The sequence below is a fragment of the Bacillus sp. MM2020_4 genome, assembly GCF_011250555.1.
In the GTDB taxonomy this organism is placed as follows: Bacteria; Bacillota; Bacilli; order Bacillales; family Cytobacillaceae; genus Neobacillus.
Genome location: NZ_JAANMZ010000002.1, coordinates 183,718 through 203,638 on the forward strand (window position 1 = coordinate 183,718; position 19,921 = coordinate 203,638).

The 19,921-nt window shown below is 39.0% G+C and carries 21 protein-coding genes and 1 other annotated feature; of the genes, 3 read left to right on the forward strand and 18 right to left on the reverse strand.

Going from position 1 to position 19,921, the window contains the following annotated elements; genetic code table 11:
- Positions 1-3: 3 nt before the first annotated feature.
- The 3 genes from zur to G6554_RS02855 are packed head-to-tail and all read right to left on the reverse strand — an operon-like array spanning position 4 to position 2,032.
- Positions 4-414, reverse strand: a complete 411-nt coding sequence (gene zur / locus G6554_RS02845) for a zinc uptake transcriptional repressor Zur (protein WP_166238553.1) — start codon at positions 412-414, stop codon at positions 4-6.
- On the reverse strand, positions 411-1,262 hold the full coding sequence (locus G6554_RS02850; protein WP_166238555.1) for a metal ABC transporter permease: 852 nt from the start codon (positions 1,260-1,262) through the stop codon (positions 411-413). Before G6554_RS02850 ends, zur begins: the two co-directional genes overlap by 4 nt.
- The gene (locus tag G6554_RS02855) at positions 1,259-2,032 is read right to left on the reverse strand and encodes a metal ABC transporter ATP-binding protein (protein ID WP_166238883.1); all 774 of its coding nucleotides are present in this window, start codon (positions 2,030-2,032) and stop codon (positions 1,259-1,261) included. Before G6554_RS02855 ends, G6554_RS02850 begins: the two co-directional genes overlap by 4 nt.
- Positions 2,033-2,204: 172 nt before the next feature.
- Between G6554_RS02855 and G6554_RS02860 the strand changes: the two genes are divergently transcribed.
- Complete coding sequence (locus G6554_RS02860) at positions 2,205-2,462, forward strand: DUF2624 domain-containing protein (RefSeq protein ID WP_166238557.1); 258 nt, start codon at positions 2,205-2,207, stop codon at positions 2,460-2,462.
- Between the two features lie 29 nt (positions 2,463-2,491).
- Here G6554_RS02860 and G6554_RS02865 read toward each other — a convergent pair whose 3' ends face one another.
- Entirely contained in the window at positions 2,492-3,385 is an 894-nt protein-coding gene (locus tag G6554_RS02865) for a deoxyribonuclease IV (RefSeq protein WP_166238559.1), read from the reverse strand.
- 22 nt (positions 3,386-3,407) lie between these two features.
- Entirely contained in the window at positions 3,408-4,724 is a 1,317-nt protein-coding gene (locus G6554_RS02870) for a DEAD/DEAH box helicase (protein WP_166238561.1), read from the reverse strand.
- A gap of 260 nt (positions 4,725-4,984) precedes the next feature.
- Between G6554_RS02870 and vrrA the strand changes: the two genes are divergently transcribed.
- Together vrrA and G6554_RS02880 are read left to right on the forward strand one after the other, a co-directional pair.
- Entirely contained in the window at positions 4,985-5,677 is a 693-nt protein-coding gene (gene vrrA, locus G6554_RS02875; protein ID WP_166238563.1) for a VrrA/YqfQ family protein, read from the forward strand.
- A gap of 139 nt (positions 5,678-5,816) precedes the next feature.
- Entirely contained in the window at positions 5,817-6,764 is a 948-nt protein-coding gene (locus G6554_RS02880; protein ID WP_166238565.1) for a 4-hydroxy-3-methylbut-2-enyl diphosphate reductase, read from the forward strand.
- A 43-nt stretch (positions 6,765-6,807) separates the two neighbouring features.
- On the opposite strand, the gene G6554_RS02885 is transcribed toward G6554_RS02880, so the two are convergent.
- From G6554_RS02885 to G6554_RS02945, 13 genes are all read right to left on the reverse strand, one after another.
- A complete protein-coding gene (locus G6554_RS02885) occupies positions 6,808-7,923 on the reverse strand; it encodes a Nif3-like dinuclear metal center hexameric protein (RefSeq protein ID WP_166238567.1) in 1,116 nt (371 codons plus the stop codon).
- Positions 7,910-8,641 (reverse strand): tRNA (adenine(22)-N(1))-methyltransferase TrmK, encoded by a 732-nt coding sequence (locus G6554_RS02890; RefSeq protein WP_166238569.1) that lies wholly within the window; start codon positions 8,639-8,641, stop codon positions 7,910-7,912. Before G6554_RS02890 ends, G6554_RS02885 begins: the two co-directional genes overlap by 14 nt.
- A gap of 91 nt (positions 8,642-8,732) precedes the next feature.
- Positions 8,733-9,098, reverse strand: a complete 366-nt coding sequence (gene cccA / locus G6554_RS02895; protein WP_166238571.1) for a cytochrome c550 — start codon at positions 9,096-9,098, stop codon at positions 8,733-8,735.
- 189 nt (positions 9,099-9,287) lie between these two features.
- The gene (locus G6554_RS02900; RefSeq protein WP_166238573.1) at positions 9,288-10,427 is read right to left on the reverse strand and encodes an acyl-CoA dehydrogenase; all 1,140 of its coding nucleotides are present in this window, start codon (positions 10,425-10,427) and stop codon (positions 9,288-9,290) included.
- Positions 10,428-10,686: 259 nt separating this feature from the next.
- Positions 10,687-11,820 (reverse strand): RNA polymerase sigma factor RpoD, encoded by a 1,134-nt coding sequence (gene rpoD, locus G6554_RS02905; RefSeq protein ID WP_166238575.1) that lies wholly within the window; start codon positions 11,818-11,820, stop codon positions 10,687-10,689.
- 45 nt (positions 11,821-11,865) lie between these two features.
- Positions 11,866-13,674 carry a DNA primase gene (gene dnaG, locus G6554_RS02910; RefSeq protein WP_166238577.1) on the reverse strand — a complete coding sequence of 603 codons (1,809 nt, stop codon included), beginning with the start codon at positions 13,672-13,674 and terminating at the stop codon, positions 11,866-11,868.
- Between the two features lie 394 nt (positions 13,675-14,068).
- Positions 14,069-14,878 carry a pyruvate, water dikinase regulatory protein gene (locus G6554_RS02915; protein ID WP_166238579.1) on the reverse strand — a complete coding sequence of 270 codons (810 nt, stop codon included), beginning with the start codon at positions 14,876-14,878 and terminating at the stop codon, positions 14,069-14,071.
- Positions 14,879-14,906: 28 nt separating this feature from the next.
- Positions 14,907-15,536, reverse strand: coding sequence for a transcriptional regulator CcpN (gene ccpN, locus G6554_RS02920; RefSeq protein WP_166238885.1), 630 nt, complete (start codon positions 15,534-15,536; stop codon positions 14,907-14,909).
- Between the two features lie 112 nt (positions 15,537-15,648).
- Complete coding sequence (locus G6554_RS02925) at positions 15,649-17,031, reverse strand: glycine--tRNA ligase (RefSeq protein WP_166238581.1); 1,383 nt, start codon at positions 17,029-17,031, stop codon at positions 15,649-15,651.
- Positions 17,032-17,090: 59 nt separating this feature from the next.
- Positions 17,091-17,277 (reverse strand) — a binding site (T-box leader).
- A 50-nt stretch (positions 17,278-17,327) separates the two neighbouring features.
- Complete coding sequence (recO, locus tag G6554_RS02930) at positions 17,328-18,080, reverse strand: DNA repair protein RecO (RefSeq protein WP_166238583.1); 753 nt, start codon at positions 18,078-18,080, stop codon at positions 17,328-17,330.
- 36 nt (positions 18,081-18,116) lie between these two features.
- On the reverse strand, positions 18,117-18,260 hold the full coding sequence (locus tag G6554_RS02935; protein WP_007087594.1) for a YqzL family protein: 144 nt from the start codon (positions 18,258-18,260) through the stop codon (positions 18,117-18,119).
- A gap of 159 nt (positions 18,261-18,419) precedes the next feature.
- Complete coding sequence (gene era / locus G6554_RS02940) at positions 18,420-19,340, reverse strand: GTPase Era (RefSeq protein ID WP_166238585.1); 921 nt, start codon at positions 19,338-19,340, stop codon at positions 18,420-18,422.
- Positions 19,330-19,731 (reverse strand): cytidine deaminase, encoded by a 402-nt coding sequence (locus G6554_RS02945; RefSeq protein WP_166238587.1) that lies wholly within the window; start codon positions 19,729-19,731, stop codon positions 19,330-19,332. The genes era and G6554_RS02945 overlap by 11 nt, the downstream gene beginning before the upstream one ends.
- Positions 19,732-19,921: the final 190 nt, after the last annotated feature.

Sequence of the window (19,921 nt, forward strand, 5' to 3'; positions counted from 1 at the left end):
TTTTTAATGGCATTCCGGGCAGCGGCCGTAAATCTCAAACTTATGCCCGGAAATATCGTACCCTTTTAAATTTTCACTTAATCCATCCATTGGACATGTTTCAATTTCTTTTGTTTTACCACAGTCCAGACAAATAAAATGGTGATGATGATGGTGTCTTGAACACGTAAAGCGAAAATGCTTTTCACCTGATAACTCTGTCATTTCTAATATCCCCATATTAACAAACAAAGTCAGATTCCGGTATATGGTATCAAAGCTCAAGCCTGGATAATCATCCTTTAATTGCTCAAGAACATCCTTTGCGGTTAAATACTTATCGCTATCGGCAAATAATTGGAGCATATCCTCCCGTTTTCCCGTTTGTTTGAATCCATTTTCCTTTAAATATTGAATGGCTTCATGTACGTTCACTCTGCTCCACCTCCAACTGCAACTGAGAATTTTTTGAAAAGAATCGTTATCACTAAAATAAGGACGGCGAGCATGACAATCGTTCCACCCGGTGCGAGGTCAAGGTAGTAAGCGGCAAAAAGTCCGCCAAGCACAGAAATTTCTCCAAAAAGGACGGAAATAAAAATTGTCTGTTTAAAACCCTTGGCAATTCGAATACTTGCTGCAACGGGTAATGTCATTAATGAAGAAACTAACAAAATCCCGACAATTCTCATTGAAGCTGCAATAACAAGGGCAACCATGACGATAAAGATAAAATGGATACTTTTCGCCGCAATACCAGATGCTTTTGCATGTTCTTCATCAAAAGAGAGTAAAAACAACTCTTTATATAAGAAAATAATGACTAAAATGACCACTATACTAATGCTAAAAATAACCCACAAATCTGTTCGACTGACAGCAGACACACTGCCAAACAAATAACTAAACAAATCGGTATTAAATCCATTGGCGAGAGAAATAAAAATGACTCCCAGTCCTATTCCGCTTGAAAGAATAATGGGAATGGCTAATTCTTGATAATGCTTGTAAACCCCTCTAAGTTTTTCAATAAACAACGAACCCCCTACGGAAAACACCATTCCGAGGTAAAGAGGATTTAAGCCTGTCATCATCGCAAACTTTCTTTCAATCAATAGGCTTGCAGCAATTCCTGCCAGTGTCACATGACTAAGGGCATCGGCAATCAGCGATAATCTTCTCACAACAATAAAGACACCAAGCAGCGGGGCAATAATCCCAATCATCATCCCTGTAAGGAAGGCATTTTGTAAAAATTCATAATGAAAAATTCCCTCAATCATTTCCCAACGCCTCCCTGTTCATGATGATGGGTAAGCAAGTGGACATCATGACCATAAACCTTTGACAAGCCATCAGCACTATGCTGCTCAAATTCTGCTGTTTCTCCATGGAAGTGCAAATGCTTATTTAAGCAAGCCACATGCGTGACCCGGTCCGAAATGGTTCCAATATCATGTGTGACCAATAATAAGGTAATTTCGCGATTTTTATTTAACTCACCAAGCATTTGATAAAAAGATTGAACATTTTCCGCATCAACACCAACAGTTGGTTCATCGAGAATGAGCAGACTAGGTTCACTAACCAGGGCCCGAGCAATAAAAACTCTTTGCTGTTGACCACCTGAAAGTTCCCCAATGTTTCTGCCGCTATATCTTTTCATCCCCACAGCTTCCAGGGCTTCGTTTACCTTTTTTGCATGTTCTTTTTTAAAGAAGGTAAACAAGCCTAACCTTTTGGTTAGTCCACTTGCGACCACTTCAAATACGGTTGCCGGAAAACCAGAGTTAAAAGAATTGGCCTTTTGCGATACATAGCCAATTTTCTGCCACTCCTTAAATTTATTTATATTTTGGCCGAATAAAAGGATTTCACCCTTTTGCGGTTTTAATAAGCCTAAAATTAGCTTTAACAAGGTTGATTTTCCAGACCCATTAGGACCTACTATAGCTAAAAAAGAACCATCTGGAATAGTCATGTTAATATTCTCAAGGACTGTATCCTTTTCGTAACGGTAAGAAAGTTGTTTAATTTCAATTATTGGTTGCATCATTTGCACGCTCACTTTTAATTAAGAATCATTCCGATTTAACTTCAAGTAGTATACACTAGGAATTTCTGAATGTAAAGGAAGAAAAACTTCTTAAAGCAGCCTGACCACTCTAATCCCATTGTCACACTCTACCTTCTTCTTCATACATTAGCATGGAGGAGTGGTGAGGGTGAAAATATTTGAAAACATCATTAATCATAAAATAAACACGATAACCGCTGATGAGCTGCTAAAGTATGCAGAACAATTTAATATCAGCGTTAATCGACAGCAAGCGAGGAAAATTGCCGAATACTTAAAAGGTAAAAATGTAAATATTTTTGATGCCAAGGAACGCGCGCAAATTGTTAAACAAATCGCCAAAGCGGCTGGACCGGAAACGGCACGAGAGGTCAACAAATTATTTATGCAGTTTACAAAGCAGTAAGAAGCTGTGCACTGGCACAGCTTCTTACTTTAGGATTGCATAATTAGATCCAGTAAATTATCATTAAACTTCTGCTCGCGAAGCATTTCTATTTCATATTTATAGGGTGCCTTTTTGTTGTTCTTATCCTCACCGACATATGGCGTTTCTAGTATTTTAGGCACTTCCATTAGTTGTGGATGATGCACGATATAGTTAAGCGTCTTAAAGCCAATATGACCAAACCCGATATTTTCGTGCCGGTCTTTTCTCATCCCAATGTCGTTTTTACTATCATTGATATGGAGCACTTTCAATTTATCAAGACCAATAATTTTGTCAAACTCATTTAAAACGCCGTCAAAGTCCTCAACAAGGTTGTAGCCGGCGTCATGAGTATGACAGGTATCAAAGCAAATTGATAGCTTGTCACTATAGTTGACCCCATCAATAATCATCGCTAATTCCTCAAATGACTTCCCACATTCGGAACCTTTACCTGCCATTGTTTCTAAAGCAATTTGGACCTTCTCCTTACCTGTTAATACTTCATTTAAGCCTTCAATAATCTTCTTGATCCCCGCCTCTGTACCAGCGCCCACATGTGCACCAGGATGGAGAACAATTTGCCCAGCCCCAATGGCCTCCGTTCTTTCAATCTCACTGCGAAGGAACCTTACACCTAATTCAAACGTGTCTGGATTAGTGGTGTTGCCAATATTAATGATGTAGGGAGCGTGCACCACAATTTCTGAAATCCCGTTTGCCTCCATATGTTTACGCCCTGCTTCAATGTTAAGGTCTTCAATCTTCTTTCTTCTTGTGTTTTGCGGTGCTCCTGTATAGACCATAAACGTATTGGCACCATATGAGACTGCTTCTTCACTTGCAGCCAGCAGCATATTCTTACCGCTCATCGAAACGTGTGAGCCAATTTTTAACATTCTTTACTCTCCCATCACCCATTTATTTTTTTTTCTGCTCGATTTTTCTAACCCGTTTTTTTATTTTATCCATTTCCCATTGCATTTTCTTTTTATAGCCTGGTTTTACTTTCTGGGGCTTCTTTACCAGCGATTTGGCTTTTTTATCAGCCACATCCTCTTTTCTTACTCTTGTTTTTCGCTTATTTCGTTCATCCGTTTCAACCATTTCGCCATTTTTTAGATCGACGTATTTAAACTGAATTCCCATTTTTTCTAGGCGATTTAATGCATCCTCATCAGAACTTTCGTAAACCGTAAGAGCAATCCCTGATTTTCCTGCTCTTGCAGTCCTACCTACCCGATGAATATAGAAATCTAAATCAGTTGGAAGTTCATAGTTAATAACATGGCTGACTCCCTCAATGTCAATTCCTCTTGAAGCAAGATCAGTAGCGACGATATATTGGTACTCTAAATCTTGAATTTGCTTCATCATTTTTTTACGTTCACGCGGATTTAAATCACCATGTACACGGCCAACTTTCAAGCCCTTCTCATTTAAAAAGTAGGCAACTTCTTCAGCCTTCTTTTTTGTATTCGTAAAAACAATCGCTAAATAGGGATTATAAGTAAGCAAAGCGTCATGAACAAGCTGTTTTTTACTGCGATGCCTCGATGGCAGCAGATAATGATCTAAATTTTCAGCTGCTTTTTGTTTTGATTCAATCTGTATCGTCTTTGGATTTTCCATATATTTTTTAAGAAAAGGCTTTAGTTTCTCAGGGATTGTGGCAGAAAAGACTAACATTTGCAGGTTCTCCGGCATCTTAGCCGCTACCTGATCAACATCCTCAATGAATCCCATATCGAGCATCATATCAGCCTCATCCACAACCAGAATACTTGATGTATGAACGAAAAGTGCCTTTTCAATCATCAGATCTTTAATTCTACCTGGGGTACCCACAACAATGTGTGGCTGTACCTTCAATTTTTCAATGGTACGCTGCTTATCCGTTCCACCAATATAACATCTCGTCATGATTGAGCTATCTGGGCTGCAATGCTCGGTAATTTTTATGATTTGTTGATAGATTTGTGTTGCTAATTCCCTTGTCGGTGCAGTAATAACGGCTTGAACCTCTTGACGCTTCGGATCAATTTTTTCGAGAATCGGTAACGCATAAGCAAATGTTTTTCCTGTTCCCGTTTGCGATTGACCAATCGCACTTTCCCCTTTTAATACTAATGGTATCATCCGCTCCTGAATTTCAGTCGGCTTGAAAAATCCAAACTGATTCAGGGATTCTATAATAAACGGCTGAAATGTAAAACGTTTAAATTGATTTTCATTCATATAATTGCTCCTTATTTTAAAAGTAATATAAATACGATGGAGTAGTTTTCTTCCCTTAATTAGAGTGTCGTGCTTTCCATCCTGTAATTATAGTCAAATTTCGCCTAAATAACCAGCTAACTATTCTTTTATTCCCATCTTTTACGTTTCCCTCACTTTTTAACACGAAATTTATTTTTTCCTTGTGTGGAATACCTAAACCAAATTAGGTTGCCTGCATATTTTAAAGTAGGAAGAAAATGTGAAAGGAGGGCATCCGAATGCTACCAAGACCAAGAATGCCCATGAACGGCGGAATGGGAAGGGGACCCGGTCTTTTCGGAGGAGGAAATCCAATGATGGGGCCTGGAGGAAATCCATTTGGCGGAAGAGGTCCGATGATGAGACCGCCGGCTGGACCATTTGGCGGTGGAAACCAAATGATGCGGGCAATGGCAGGAACCTCACAAATGAACAGAGGCGGCGGCGGGTTACTTTCGAAACTTCTTGGAAGAGGAACTGGGGCCGGCGGATCAGGTGGGCTAATGGGGTTACCTGGAGCAAGCAGAGCAGCAGGTGGCGGTGGTGGGTTACTACAATCCTTGAGTAATCCGGCCGGATTATCTGGAATTTTAAATAATACCCAAAATGTATTAAAGACAGCCCAGTCTATTGGCCCGATGATTCAGCAATATGGTCCAATGGTAAAAAATCTCCCCGCTATGTGGAAAATTTATCGCGGCTTCAAAAATGCTTCAAAAACCACGGATACAGCTTCAGAAGAATCGAGCAAGAAGAAAGAAGCAGTCATGGAAGAATCTTCGAGCATGGAAGAACCAACCCAAATTAGGACATCAAATAACACAACGAGCAGAAAGAAAAGTCAAAAACCTCTTTCAGAAAATAGAAAGCAAGTTTCTCAAAAAAGAAGCAAAACTCAAAAGGGAAGTTCCGTACCAAAAATGTATATATAGTTTAAAAACCGCTGTGGGTATGAATTGACCCGCAGCAGTTTTTGATAAAAGGAAAATTGTATCTTTGTAATATATCTATTAGTTTTATATAATAATACATAGTTTAGTAATTCATGTCTTTTTTAGGAGGACTTCATATATGCAAATTATCAAAATTTCACCACGTGGCTACTGTTATGGGGTTGTGGATGCAATGGTCATCGCCAGAAATGCAGCATTAGACAAAACGCTGCCTCGTCCAATCTACATTTTAGGTATGATTGTTCATAATAAACATGTTACCGATGCCTTTGAAGAAGAGGGAATTATTACCCTTGACGGAAAAAATCGCAAAGATATTCTTGATCAGGTCGATTCAGGTACGGTGATTTTCACTGCCCACGGGATTTCCCCTGAGGTACGGGAGCTTGCAAAAACAAAAGGTCTTGTAACAATTGATGCGACATGCCCTGATGTCACACGGACGCATGACTTGATTGAAGAAAAAACAAAAGAAGGATACCACGTCATTTATATTGGAAAGAAAGGGCATCCAGAGCCGGAGGGCGCTGTCGGGGTAGCTCCAGATCTGGTTTATCTTGTTGAAACCCCTAGTGATGTCGAAGCCTTAACAGTTGAAAGTGACAAACTCATTGTTACCAATCAAACAACTATGAGTCAATGGGATGTTGCTGATACCATGAAAAAGGTGCAGGAAAAATATCCTCATGTCGAAGTGTATAATGAAATTTGCCATGCCACCCAAATACGTCAAGAAGCAGTTGCCGAGCAAGCTACGGAGGCGGATGTAACAATTGTTGTGGGTGATCCGATGAGTAATAACTCCAATCGTTTAGCACAAGTTTCAGAGGAAATTGCTGGAACGAAGGCATATCGTATCGCCGATATTACCGAATTGGAAATTGAGTGGATTAAAGATGCCAAAAATGTTGCAGTAACATCTGGTGCATCCACACCCACTCCAATCACAAAAGAAGTGATTACCTTCCTTGAACAATTCGATCCAAACAACGAAGCAACATGGGAACGGAGAAAAAAGGTACAGCTGAGCAGAATACTACCTAAAGTGAAAAAGACTGAAGGTTAATAACAATAGAACCGCTCTCATAGTGAGAGCGGTTCTATTTCATTTACATAAATTGAAATGGATCAGTGTTTACCACAGAAGGGAAAATTTCTACATCATACCCTTTCTCCGAACACAGTTTTTGTAACACAACGGTAAGTCCCTTTTTCATGACCTTTTCGACATTATGACCCGGATCAATCATGTTTAAGCCCTGCATCATCGCGTCGTGAGCAGTGTGATAATAAATATCTCCTGTAACATACACATCTGCCCCTTTATACTTAGCATTCATAAAGTATTTATTGCCATCCCCGCCCAGCACAGCCACCTTCTTAATCTTAGCGGACAAATCTCCAACGACACGTACCGTATTAACCTCTAGTGCTGTTTTTACCCTTTCCGCAAATTCGCCAAGAGTCATTTCATTGACTTTTCCGATTCTGCCAATGCCCAGTGCCTCACCTGTATTATCGAGCGGGTAGACATCATAGGCAACCTCTTCATAAGGATGAGCTTTTATCATAGCTGTAATGGTCTTCTTTAATAATGGCTCCGGAATAATGGTCTCAATCCGAACTTCATCTACTTCCTCAAGGTTGCCAGCCTGCCCTATGAAAGGATTTGTTTGATCCCCAGGTACAAACCTGCCTGTTCCATCAGCCGAAAAAGAACAATGACTGTAATTACCGATAAAACCTGCCCCAGCATTACCAAGAACCTGTCTAATCTCTTCTGCGTGGCTAGCAGGGACAAAAACAACTAGTTTCTTAAGCTTTGTTTCATATGTAGGGACAAGGACCTCTGCACCTTCTAACCCTATTGCATCTGCTAAAAGATCATTAACCCCGCCCTTTGCTACATCAAGGTTTGTATGTGCTGCATAAACAGCAATGTCATGTTTTAATAATTTCTCAATCATCCTCCCCTGTACTGAATCAGTCAATACATTTTTAAGAGGGCGATATATGATAGGGTGGTGGGCAATGATGAGTTGAACATTCTTTTCAATCGCCTCATCAATCACATTTTCGAGGACATCGAGGGCAATCATCATCCGCTCAACCTTTTGATTCAGTCGGCCAATTTGCAGTCCAACCTTGTCGCCCTCCATTGCAAGCCCTTTTGGCGAAAACTGTTCGAATAGTTGGATGATTTCATGCCCATTAGGATTCTTCAATTCGGATTGCCTCCTCTACAAGTCTCATTTTATGTAACAGCTCCTGTTTCTTTGCAATTGTTTCTGGGGTCTGAACGGCGCCTTCAAGCTGATGATAAATTCGCTGCCAATTTCTCTTCTCATTCATCCATTTTTTCATAAATACGGAATGGTTCTCTTTCACAAGGTATGGTCCTAACAATAAGCCTTCTTCTAATCGTTGACCATAAGGTTCCAACGAGTCAAAGGCGTCTCTTCCTTTTTCCGCCACTAGTACTTCATAGATTTTCCCATCTTCTTCGATCATTTCTTCAGCCACCAGTTTCCAGCAATTATCTACTAACCATTGGCGAATAGAAATAGCACTAATATTAGGTTGTAAAATCAGCCTCTTCACAGAACCCAACTTGTCTTTTCCATTTTCTAAAATACTCGCTATAAGCGCCCCACCCATCCCGGCGATCGTTACATATTCTACTTCTCCAGGCTCAACAACCTCAAGTCCATTTCCTAGCCGAACGGAAATGATCTCAGATAATCCTTCCGCTGAGACGTTTCCTTTAGCCGATTGATAGGGACCAACAGCCACCTCTCCGGCTACTGCAAATGAAATACCCGTATTCTTCGCTAAATAACATGGTAAATAAGCATGATCCGATCCGATATCAACTAATTTTGCATCCTGAGGAACATATTTTGCAACCGTTGCTAACCTGTTTGATAATTTATCAGAATTCACAAGAACACCACACTTTTTCAACTTATATATGTACAGTATAAAAAAGACCCTTTACAGATGCAAAGGATCTTTGGATAAAACAATATAACGATTACTTAATTTTTGAAACCCAATCTGCCATTGCGTCCACTTGTTCTGCTGGTACAAGACCTTTAGGCATTCCGGTTCCTTTACCATTATTAAGAATGTCCTTGACTTCGTCTTTTGATAAACCAGTATTTTTTAATGCAGGACCCACAACGCCTTGGTATTGATCACCATGGCAGCCGATACAAGTAGATTTATAAATATCTTCTGGATTAGATGCGGCAACTTCTGTTTTCTCGCCGCCTTTTCCTTCGCCATTATCTTTGGCGACTTCCTTCATATCACCAAGGCCTTTGAACGAAAGGATAAATACAAGTACAATACCAAAAACAAAGATGACGATGTACGGAATAACCGGATTTTTCTTCATGATACTACCTCCCTTATGTACGTAAGCTGATAAATAATTATTCGTCTACAAACAACTACTATTTTACTTGAAAATCAACAGAAGGAAAAGCCCTAAACTTATTTTATTACTATAATCTTTATAAAAAAGAAAAAAAGAGGCTCAATTAAGTCTTGTGACAGCCTCTTTGTATCTTTCCCTATTTTTTTATTAACAACCAATTAATCGTGAAATAACCATTCTTTGTACTTCCGATGTTCCCTCCCCAATTTCAAGGAGCTTGGCATCACGCATCATTCGCTCGACATGATATTCCTTCATATAGCCGTATCCTCCATGGATTTGGACCGCTTGATCGGTCACTTCCATACATATTTCCGAGGCATATAGTTTACACATTGCTGCTTCTTTTGAAAAATTTCTTCCATTATCTTTTAACCAAGCCGCTTTATAAACCATATTCCGCGCCAATTCAATTTTCATCGCCATATCCGCCAGTTTAAATTGAATCGCTTGAAAGGAGGAAATCGATTTACCGAATTGCTTCCTTTCCTTTGCATAGGCCAAGGCCTTTTCATAAGCCCCTTGGGCAATCCCTACAGCCATCGCCCCAATTCCAATACGTCCACCATCAAGTGTAATTAAAAACTGTCTAAAGCCCTCTCCACGCTTTCCTAGAAGGTTTTCAGCAGGCACTCTTACATCCTCTAGGACAAGTTCCGTTGTATTCGAAGAATGTAAGCCCATTTTTTCATAATTATCGATAACGGTAAAACCTGATGCGGTGGTCGGGACGATAATGGCACTAATCTCCTTTTTCCCGTTCCTTTCACCTGTCACAGCTGTTAAGGCTAAATGGCTGGCATAACTGGCATTGGTAATAAAACACTTATTTCCATTGATGACAAACTCTCCATTTTCTTCTATTGCCGTTGTTCTTGTCCCACCTGCATCTGACCCGGCATTCGGTTCCGTTAATCCAAATGCACCAAATGAATCGCCCGTACAAATAGGTGTTAAATATTTTTGTTTTTGCTCCTCTGTTCCAAACAGATAAAGTGGTGCCCCACCTAAAGAAATATGGGCTGAATAGGTGATTCCCGTTGATCCGCATACTCGGCTTAATTCCTCGACAACAATAGCAAAACTAACCGTATCTGCCCCGCCTCCGCCATATTCTTCCGGAAAAGGGAGCCCCATTATCCCCATATCTGCCAGTTTCTTAAAGATCTCAACAGGAAATTGGTTTGTTCTATCACGTTCTAAAACACTAGGCGCCACTTCTTCATCACTAAACTGGCGTAATGTTCGTCTAATCATTTCTTGTTCAGAAGTTAAATCAAAATTCATATTCATCCCCCCAGAGCAACATTGTATACGCTTTCTTTTCTATTATAAGAGAAATTATCCGAATTTCACAACATTTAAAAATTTTTAAAATTTACTCCCCCTAGATCAATTACTCCTAAAAAAATTTCAAAAGGATATTTGCAAAATGAGAGACAATTCAGTAAAATAAAGAAAATACAAGGAGTGAAAGTGCTTACAACACAAGCAAAAAAAATAGCCTACTTCTGTAGGAAGTAAACTATTTTATAGTAAATTAATTCTATTCTAAGAAATCTTTTAATCGTTTGCTGCGGCTAGGATGGCGTAACTTACGCAATGCCTTTGCCTCAATCTGGCGGATCCGCTCACGGGTTACACCAAAAACCTTACCAACCTCTTCTAGAGTGCGAGTTCGGCCATCATCCAATCCAAAACGGAGACGGAGAACATTTTCTTCGCGGTCTGTTAAAGTATCAAGTACATCCTCGAGCTGTTCTTTTAATAATTCGTAAGCAGCATGCTCTGAAGGGGATGTTGCATCTTGATCTTCAATAAAATCTCCAAGGTGCGAATCGTCCTCTTCGCCAATAGGTGTTTCAAGTGATACAGGTTCTTGGGCAATTTTTAATATCTCCCTAACCTTATCAGGGGTTAAATCCATATCCTCACCAATTTCTTCCGGTGTTGGTTCACGGCCAAGATCTTGAAGTAGTTGACGCTGAACACGGATAAGCTTATTAATTGTTTCAACCATATGAACAGGAATCCGAATCGTTCTGGCCTGGTCAGCAATTGCACGAGTGATCGCTTGACGAATCCACCATGTAGCATAGGTACTGAATTTAAACCCTTTTCGGTAATCAAATTTCTCAACCGCTTTAATAAGACCCATATTACCTTCTTGAATAAGATCAAGAAATAGCATTCCACGGCCTACATAGCGTTTTGCAATGCTAACAACTAGACGGAGGTTGGCTTCGGCGAGACGGCGTTTTGCTTCCTCGTCACCTGCTTCAATCCGGTTTGCCAGCTTAATTTCTTCCTCAGCGGAAAGTAAGTCAACCCGGCCAATTTCTTTCAAGTACATGCGAACAGGATCATTAATCTTAACTCCCGGAGGAACGCTAAGATCGTTTAAATCAAATTCTTCATCATCTTCTTTAGCTAATTTCTTTACATCTGGATCCTCATCATTATCACCGACCAATTCGATTCCTTGATCGCCTAGAAATTCTAGAAACTCATCCATTTGCTCAGATTCTAATTCAAAATTAGCTAGCTTTTCCGCAATATCATCATAGGCAAGGACACCGATTTTTTTACCCAGCTCAGTTAACTGGTCTTTTGCTTGTTCAAGGGTTAACGTTAATTCGTTTTCAACCTCTTTTGAACGGGCTGATTTTTCAGCAGCCATAAGGGGGTCCACTCCTTCCAGAATCAAAGACACTAAAAATGGAATTTAAAGCAATTTACGCAATTGATTAATTTCATTCCCAATTGCGGCAGCCTTACCAAAATCACTTTGTCGCTCCGCTTCTTTTAGTTCCACTTCTTTTTCTTTTATCTTTAACAATTTTTGATAATTCAACACCTGTTTGATATAATCAGTTAATTCTTGGGTACTAATCTCATCATTGATTGACATCATTTCAATGTTGGCAACCATTCTTCTAAGATTTTCATCTTGAATATAAGTTAAAAACGCACTACTGTCTGGTTCCAAATGATCCTCATAAAAGGCTAACAGATATGTTATTATTGCCTGATGTTCATCAGTATTAAACGTGTTTCCCGAAAGTAATTCCTGAACCTTATAAGCCACATCACGATTTTTAAGCATGTGGGCTATTAAACACCTTTCAGCCGTATAATGCTTGGGTTTTAATTCCTCTGCTCGCTTTGCAATGATTAAGGGTTTATGAAAGGTCTCATTTTTCCCATTTGACTTTCTTTTCTCAGCAAAGAACATCTGCTTTTGCTGTTGCATTAATGCCTCTAACGAAAGTGAAAATTCAGCTGCAAGCTGTCGTAAATAATGGTCCCTTTCAACAGCCTTGTTTAATTGGCTAATTTCTTTGAGTATCACTTCGATATAGGCAAGCCGATCTCCTTCATTTTGAAGATTTTTTCCTCTTCGAAAATAGAGAAATTTAAATGCCATCCAGGTTAAACTTGCTCCAATCACTTCTTTGCGGAATTTATCAGCGCCATTCTTTTTGATATATTCATCAGGATCCTGACCATCCGCCATCATGGCTACCTTAATTTGAAAACCCGCATTATGAAGATGGTTTCCCGCACGGTAAGCTGCCTCAATTCCCGCCTTATCGGAATCGAAGCAAATCGTCACGGATTGGACGTTTTGACGCAAAAGGGCTATATGGTCATCTGTCAAGGATGTCCCCATTGTGGCAATTCCATTTTCAACTCCGGATCGATCGGCTGCAATACAATCGGCAAATCCCTCAAATAACACAGCATGCTGCATTTTTTTTATACTAGGTTTAGCCAAATGATAATTATATAAAATTTTACTTTTATTAAAGATTGCCGTTTCGGGACTATTTAAATATTTGGGCTCTTCTGCCCCAAGTGATCTCCCTGAAAAAGCAATCGTATTCCCATGCCGGTCAAAAATAGGAAACATAATTCGATCCCTAAACCGATCAAAAAACGTTCCGTCCCTTTCTCGTTTGATAATTAATCCGGCTTTTTCCATCCATTCAGGCGGGTATTCCCTTTTAGAAAGGAATTTACAAACAAAATCCCATGAATTTAATGAATAACCAATTTGAAACTTATCAATCGATTCCCGGGTAAAACCTCTATTAAGCAAATACTCTAATGCGTGCTGACCTTCTTTAGTATTCACCAGTAAATGATGATAAAATTTCCGTAACAGCTCATGAGCATCAAGCATGGATTGAAGCTCATTGGAAATCTTTTTTCCACCTTTAGCTGCAGATAAATTAATTTCAAGGTCGATATTTACCTTCGCCGCAAGTTTAATGGCTGCTTCCTGGAATGAAGTTCCTTCAAGCTCCATTAAAAACGAAAAAACATTTCCCCCTGCTCCACAACCAAAACAATGGAATATTTGTTTGTCAGGCGACACTGAAAATGATGGGGTGCTTTCTCCATGAAAAGGACATAACCCGAAGTAATTCCGCCCCTGTTTTTTCAGTTGAACATAATCGCTGATTACCTCGACAATATCAACAGTCTGGCGAATTTGGTCAATCTTTTCTTCGGCAATACGGTCTGCCATGAAAACATCTCCATTTATACTACAGGTATTCGGCAGGCAATCATTAAATTCCTGCAAATTTCGACAAAATTTTTGTTAATTCTTTGTTGCCTATGTAATTTTGTCATTCACAGACAAAAATAGCCGTTTTGCTATTTACATAAAGTATTAATTCTACATCACTCCACATATTCCTTCTTAAGCGCCTAACTTTTATTAAAGGGTTTATGTCGAATTTTTTCAGGGCCTCCCCCTTGACATCTAACAATAAATAGTTTATTCCTTCCCTTGCAACTCTAAACCTAAAAAGATATATTTTTATCACAATTTTTTATTATAGTATATTCATTATCATTTTACCATAATTATTTTATAATTTTTTACCTTAAAAAACACATAATCAATGGATTATGTGTTAGATTCTACCCTTTTGAATATAATTTATGATAACGTTCGCGGTCTCTTCGACTGCTTTATTTGTAACATCAATCACAGGACACTTTATTCTCTTTACAACATTTTCGAAAAAAGTTAATTCTTCTTTAATTCTTTCGATGTTCGCATAACTTGCTTGATCATTTAATCCTAATGAAATTAATCGTTCCCGTCTGATATTATTTAATTTTTCTGGGCTGATTTTTAGGCCAAAGCATTTTTCGATTGGAACCTTATAGAGTTCTTCCGGCGGATCCACTTCTGGTACAAGAGGAACATTTGCCACTTTTAAACGTTTATGTGCTAGATATTGAGATAACGGCGTTTTGGAAGTTCTTGACACTCCTATTAGTACAATATCTGCCTTTAACAGTCCTCTTGGGTCGCGGCCATCATCATATTTCACCGCAAATTCAATTGCTTCAACTTTTTTAAAATAATCCTCATCAAGCTTCCTGACAAGGCCGGGTTCACATAAAGGGGTCTTCCCACTGAAAACTTGAATTTGATCCATGATTGGGCCAATTAAATCAACCGCAATGATCCCTTCCACTTCTGCCCTTTCCTTCAAGTATATTCTCATATCCGGTTTAACTAATGTATAGGCCACCATTCCTTTGTCATGTGATACAAGTGATAACACTTCATCAATATGATCCTTATCCTCAACATAGGGAAATCTTTTTAATTTCATTCCAGAACCATTAAACTGGCTAATTGCTGCTTTCGTCACTAATTCAGCTGTTTCCCCGACTGAATCAGATACAACATAAATAATAGGCAAACTCATTCTCCCTCAACAGCTCCTCTTTTTCAGTTTACTCATCGCCTAAGGAAACTAAGGCCTTTGTGATATTTGTTTTTGTAACTCTTCCAATTACCTCATACCCATTTTCAGACTTTTTCACGACCGGTATGGCATCAATTTGTTTTTCAATTAATTTCTTAGCAATGTCGATCAGTAAATCGTCCCGTTCACACATGGTTATGTTCGGCATCCGCGTCATGATGATATTGACAGGGATAGTCGTCAACTCCTGCTTCCCAATACTGGCCCGGAGTAAATCTTTTCTTGAAAGAACTCCAACAAGGCTTGAGAGTTGATCAACTACAAATAGCGTTCCTACATCCTCTAGAAACATAGTACAAATAGCATCATAGACAGAAACATTTTCACTTATGACAACAGGAATTGACTGATAATCCTTAACATAGATTTTCTGAAGATTTTCTGTCAATAACTGTGCACCCGATTTCCCCGTATAAAAATAGCCAACGCGAGGTCTAGCATCAAGAAATCCAGCCATGGTTAGAATGGCAAGATCCGGCCTTAAGGTCGCTCTTGTTAAGCTAAGTTGATCCGCTATCTGCTCTCCTGTTATCGGGCCATTGTCCTTTACTATTTGCAAAATATGTTCCTGGCGTTTAGTCAGTTCGATTGTCCTCACCACCTTAAAATACCCAGTTAATATGTAAGTTATCTTAGGAATATTATATACCACATATTCTAGCAATTCCATCTATTGAAAAAGGTGCGGAAGCCCGCACCTTTTTCATGTTTTAAAATACCACTTTTTCCTGTAAAAAGCTGATAAGTTCAGCGATTGGAACGCGTTTTTGTTCCATGGTATCCCGGTCTCTTACAGTAACCATGTTATCTTCTTTTGAATCAAAGTCGTAGGTAATGCAGAATGGTGTTCCAATTTCATCATGGCGGCGGTATCGTTTACCAATTGAACCAGCTTCATCATAATCCACTGTGAAGTATTTAGATAAAGTAGAAAATACCTCTTTTGCCTCATCAGACAGTTTTTTCGATAACGGTAGAATAGCCGCTTTAAATGGTGCAATTGCCGGATGGAAATGCATCACCGTTCTTGTCGTACCATCCTCAAGCTGCTCTTCATCATAGGCATCAATTAAGAAAGCAAGTGTTACTCGGTCAGCACCTAATGATGGTTCAATACAGTACGGTACATACTTTTCGTTTGTTTCCGGGTCAAGGTAATGGAAATCCTCCCCTGAATATTCCATATGCTGCTTCAAATCATAATCTGTTCGTGAAGCAACACCCCATAATTCACCCCAGCCAAACGGGAACTTGAATTCAAAATCCGTTGTCGCATTACTATAATGCGAAAGTTCGTCCTCAGAGTGATCGCGAAGTCTAATATTTTCCTTTGTAAGGCCTAATGACAATAACCAGTTTTCCGCATAGTGCTTCCAATAATCAAACCATTTTAATTCCTCGCCAGGTTTGCAGAAAAATTCAAGTTCCATTTGTTCAAATTCCCTTGTACGGAATGTAAAGTTACCAGGTGTAATTTCATTACGGAAGCTTTTACCAATTTGAGCGATTCCGAACGGCATTTTCTTCCTCATTGTCCGTTGTACATTTTTAAAGTTAACAAAAATACCCTGCGCTGTTTCCGGACGAAGAAAGATTTCATTCGTGCTTGACTCTGTTACCCCTTGGAAGGTTTTAAACATTAAGTTAAATTGCCGAATTCCGGTAAAATCATGGCTTCCACAGTCAGGACAGGCAATATGATGCTCTTTAATTAGCTCTTCCATTTTTTCAAACGGCAGGCCGTCAACGACCATTTCCATTCCTTTTTCATCAAGGGCATTTTCAATTAATTTGTCCGCACGGTGGCGAGCTTTACAATTTTTACAATCAATCATCGGGTCATTAAAATTACCGATATGTCCGGATGCTTCCCATGTACGCGGGTTCATTAGGATACTGGCATCTAAGCCGACATTATACGGTGATTCTTGAACGAACTTTTGCCACCAAGCTCGTTTAATATTGTTTTTAAATTCAACGCCTAGCGGGCCGTAATCCCAAGTATTTGCAAGACCTCCGTAAATCTCTGAGCCTGGAAAAATAAATCCTCTGTGCTTTGCATGTGATACAATTTGCTCCATTGTTACCTTCATTTTTTATAACTCCCTTTCTTTTTAACAAACAAAAAACTCCCGTCTCTATGCTCTAAAAGCATAGGGACGAGAGTTACCCGCGGTTCCACCCTAATTGCTGCTAAAATAGCAGCCTCTTTGAATTGTGTTTCATCAACACAAGATTGCTCAGGAACGCCTTCTTTAATGCTCTATACCCCAGCTCACACCATCCTAGGGTCGCTTTTATAGAGTGGACTAAATACTACTTTCCGTCACAGCAATTTATAATATTAACAGAATTTTAACGAAAACTCCGGACATTGTCAACAAGGTGATTATAAAAGATTGCGAAATTGATCCATAGAAGCAAGAAATTTTTTCGTTTTTAGATGAAGACCTGAGTACTCTTCATAATAGGCCGTAATAACCTTTTTTAGCTCAGCCTTTGTTTCTTCCTTAACGGAAATTTTGCCTAACCTCGACAGATCAAAGTAATAAAATAGCCGTAATAATTTAACTGCAGCTGGTGATATTTTAAAATGGTACGGATCTTTACTTAAACATCGATGGCAGATAAATCCATTTTCTCGAATTGAAAAAGAAAAATGTCCGTCTGTACTGCCGCAAACGGAACATTGATTCAAAACGGGATACATCCCCATCACATTTAACATTTTCATCTCGTAAATATTCATAAGAATATCCGGTTCATAGCCTTCATTCATGAAATGTAATGTTTGAAAAAGCAACTCAAAAAGAAACGGGTTTGGCTTTTTTTCATCCGTACATTTGTCTGTTAATTCGACAATATAACTGGCATATGCAGTTAAAAAAATGTCTTCTCCAATCGAACGCAATGAAGAAACAATTTCACCTTGCTGCATACTCCCCAAGCCGGATCCTCTATTTACGAGGAAGTATCCATGTGTAAACAGCTGGGTAATGGAAGAAAGGCGGCTGTTGGACTTTTTAGCGCCTCTAGCCATAACGCCTACCTTTCCCCATTCCCTTGTATATAAGGTCACTATTTTATTGGTTTCACCATAATCTGTTGTTCTAATGACGATGCCTTCACACTTCTGAAGCATTTAAAGTCACCTTCTTAAGTCGTGCGAAAGACTTGCCTATGAAACGGGAAAATCAAGTTGTGCTAGCTCTTCATTCAGATTTCCGGGTATTTCTTGGTTTTCCTTCTCAAGCTCTTTGAAGAGAAGATATGTGTCAATATTGCCTGTCTGGAGGAATACTTTCCACGTAAAATCCATCATCGAAAACCCCACCTTTCATTATTTAGACTAGCCTTTAAGTTCATCCCAACCTTACATTTATCATAGCCTGCCTTTGCCAAAATCATAAGACGAAATATTTGTTAATGTTGTCCATGCATATTCTTGTGGGTAGGTTAATATTTTAATTAGGGTAATTTGTTAATATTCATCTTCATTAAAGCCATAATCTCGCAGTTGGGACATCTTATTACGCCAATCCTTCTGGACTTTTACCCATAGCTCTAAAAATACTTTTGACCCAAGGAGATTTTCAATATCGACACGGGCCCGTTTACCGATTTCTTTCAGCATACTTCCCTGTTTTCCAATAACGATCCCTTTTTGTGAATCTCTCTCAACAATTACTGTGGCCATGACATGAATAATATCTTTACCCTCTTGCCGCTCCATTTTATCCAGCACAACCGCCAATGAATGGGGAATTTCCTCTCTAGTTAAGTGGAGTGCTTTTTCCCTTATCAGTTCTGTAATGATAAATCGTTCCGGATGATCAGTTACCTGGTCAGCAGGATAATATTGCGGCCCAACAGGTAGGAAAGATTTTATCTGATCTAATAGACGCTCGACGTTATTTCCTTCAAGTGCAGAAATGGGCACAATTTCTTTAAAGGAGTATTTTTCTTTATATGATTCAATAATTGGCAATAATTTATCTGGATGAATTTGATCAATTTTATTAATAACAAGAAAGATAGGCGTGTTGACGGTTTGAAACTTTTCAAGAATAAACTCCTCCCCACGTCCAAATCCTTCTTCTGCATTTACCATAAATAGGATCAAATCAACTTCTTTTAGTGTGTTTTGTGCTACTTTCATCATAAAGTCGCCCAATTTATGTTTTGGTTTATGGATTCCAGGTGTATCAATAAAAATCATTTGAGCGTCAGATAGTGATAACACACCCTGAATTTTGTTACGAGTAGTTTGTGGCTTATCACTCATAATCGCAATCTTCTGACCAATTACTCGGTTAAGGAAAGTAGATTTTCCTACATTTGGCCGGCCGATAATTGAAATAAACCCTGATTTGTATCCGCTTTCATCCCCATTATTCACCATGTAAATCCTCCGGTGAAAAGGCACCAGGTAATAGATCATCTACAGTTATTTCCTGAATATCGCCTTTAAGGTTTGTTAGAATCACTTTCATATCTTTTGGACATAGTTCCGAAATTACTTGTCGGCATGCACCACAAGGGGAACATGGGCGGTCAGTATCAGCAACAACAGCGAGCATTTGAAAATTCCGATCACCATGTGAATAGGCACTAAATAGAGCCGACCGTTCTCCACAGTTGCACATACTGTAAGCGGCATTTTCAATGTTACAGCCATGATATACTTTTCCATCTGTTGTTAATAAAGCTGCTCCAACTCCAAATTTGGAATAAGGAACATAGGCTTTATCTCTTGCCTTTTTTGCTTCTTCAATTAATTGTTCGATGTTCACAAAAACTTCTTCCCTTCCAGCAAGTAGCTGCTGTTTCTTTATTTTACCTCAAAATTCAGAGAAAATCATTACTTGAAACGAAAAAGTAACATAAAATTTGTAAAAATTTGAATTTTCCCATAAATCAACTTGTCTTCAAAATGAAAAGCTGATTATGTCATTTTATCGAATTCCTCTGTCTAATTCAAAC

Excerpts from the sequence above, each read along its gene's own strand:
- G6554_RS02850 (WP_166238555.1), bottom strand. The coding sequence starts at position 1,262 with ATGATTGAGGGAATTTTTCATTATGAATTTTTACAAAATGCCTTCCTT.
- G6554_RS02855 (WP_166238883.1), bottom strand. The coding sequence starts at position 2,032 with ATGCAACCAATAATTGAAATTAAACAACTTTCTTACCGTTACGAAAAG.
- G6554_RS02865 (WP_166238559.1), bottom strand. The coding sequence starts at position 3,385 with ATGTTAAAAATTGGCTCACACGTTTCGATGAGCGGTAAGAATATGCTG.
- G6554_RS02870 (WP_166238561.1), bottom strand. The coding sequence starts at position 4,724 with ATGAATGAAAATCAATTTAAACGTTTTACATTTCAGCCGTTTATTATA.
- vrrA (WP_166238563.1), top strand. The coding sequence starts at position 4,985 with ATGCTACCAAGACCAAGAATGCCCATGAACGGCGGAATGGGAAGGGGA.
- G6554_RS02880 (WP_166238565.1), top strand. The coding sequence starts at position 5,817 with ATGCAAATTATCAAAATTTCACCACGTGGCTACTGTTATGGGGTTGTG.
- cccA (WP_166238571.1), bottom strand. The coding sequence starts at position 9,098 with ATGAAGAAAAATCCGGTTATTCCGTACATCGTCATCTTTGTTTTTGGT.
- G6554_RS02900 (WP_166238573.1), bottom strand. The coding sequence starts at position 10,427 with ATGAATTTTGATTTAACTTCTGAACAAGAAATGATTAGACGAACATTA.
- rpoD (WP_166238575.1), bottom strand. The coding sequence starts at position 11,820 with ATGGCTGCTGAAAAATCAGCCCGTTCAAAAGAGGTTGAAAACGAATTA.
- dnaG (WP_166238577.1), bottom strand. The coding sequence starts at position 13,674 with ATGGCAGACCGTATTGCCGAAGAAAAGATTGACCAAATTCGCCAGACT.
- G6554_RS02915 (WP_166238579.1), bottom strand. The coding sequence starts at position 14,878 with ATGAGTTTGCCTATTATTTATGTTGTATCTGATTCAGTCGGGGAAACA.
- G6554_RS02925 (WP_166238581.1), bottom strand. The coding sequence starts at position 17,031 with ATGAAGGTAACAATGGAGCAAATTGTATCACATGCAAAGCACAGAGGA.
- recO (WP_166238583.1), bottom strand. The coding sequence starts at position 18,080 with ATGCTTCAGAAGTGTGAAGGCATCGTCATTAGAACAACAGATTATGGT.
- G6554_RS02935 (WP_007087594.1), bottom strand. The coding sequence starts at position 18,260 with ATGATGGATTTTACGTGGAAAGTATTCCTCCAGACAGGCAATATTGAC.
- era (WP_166238585.1), bottom strand. The coding sequence starts at position 19,340 with ATGGTGAATAATGGGGATGAAAGCGGATACAAATCAGGGTTTATTTCA.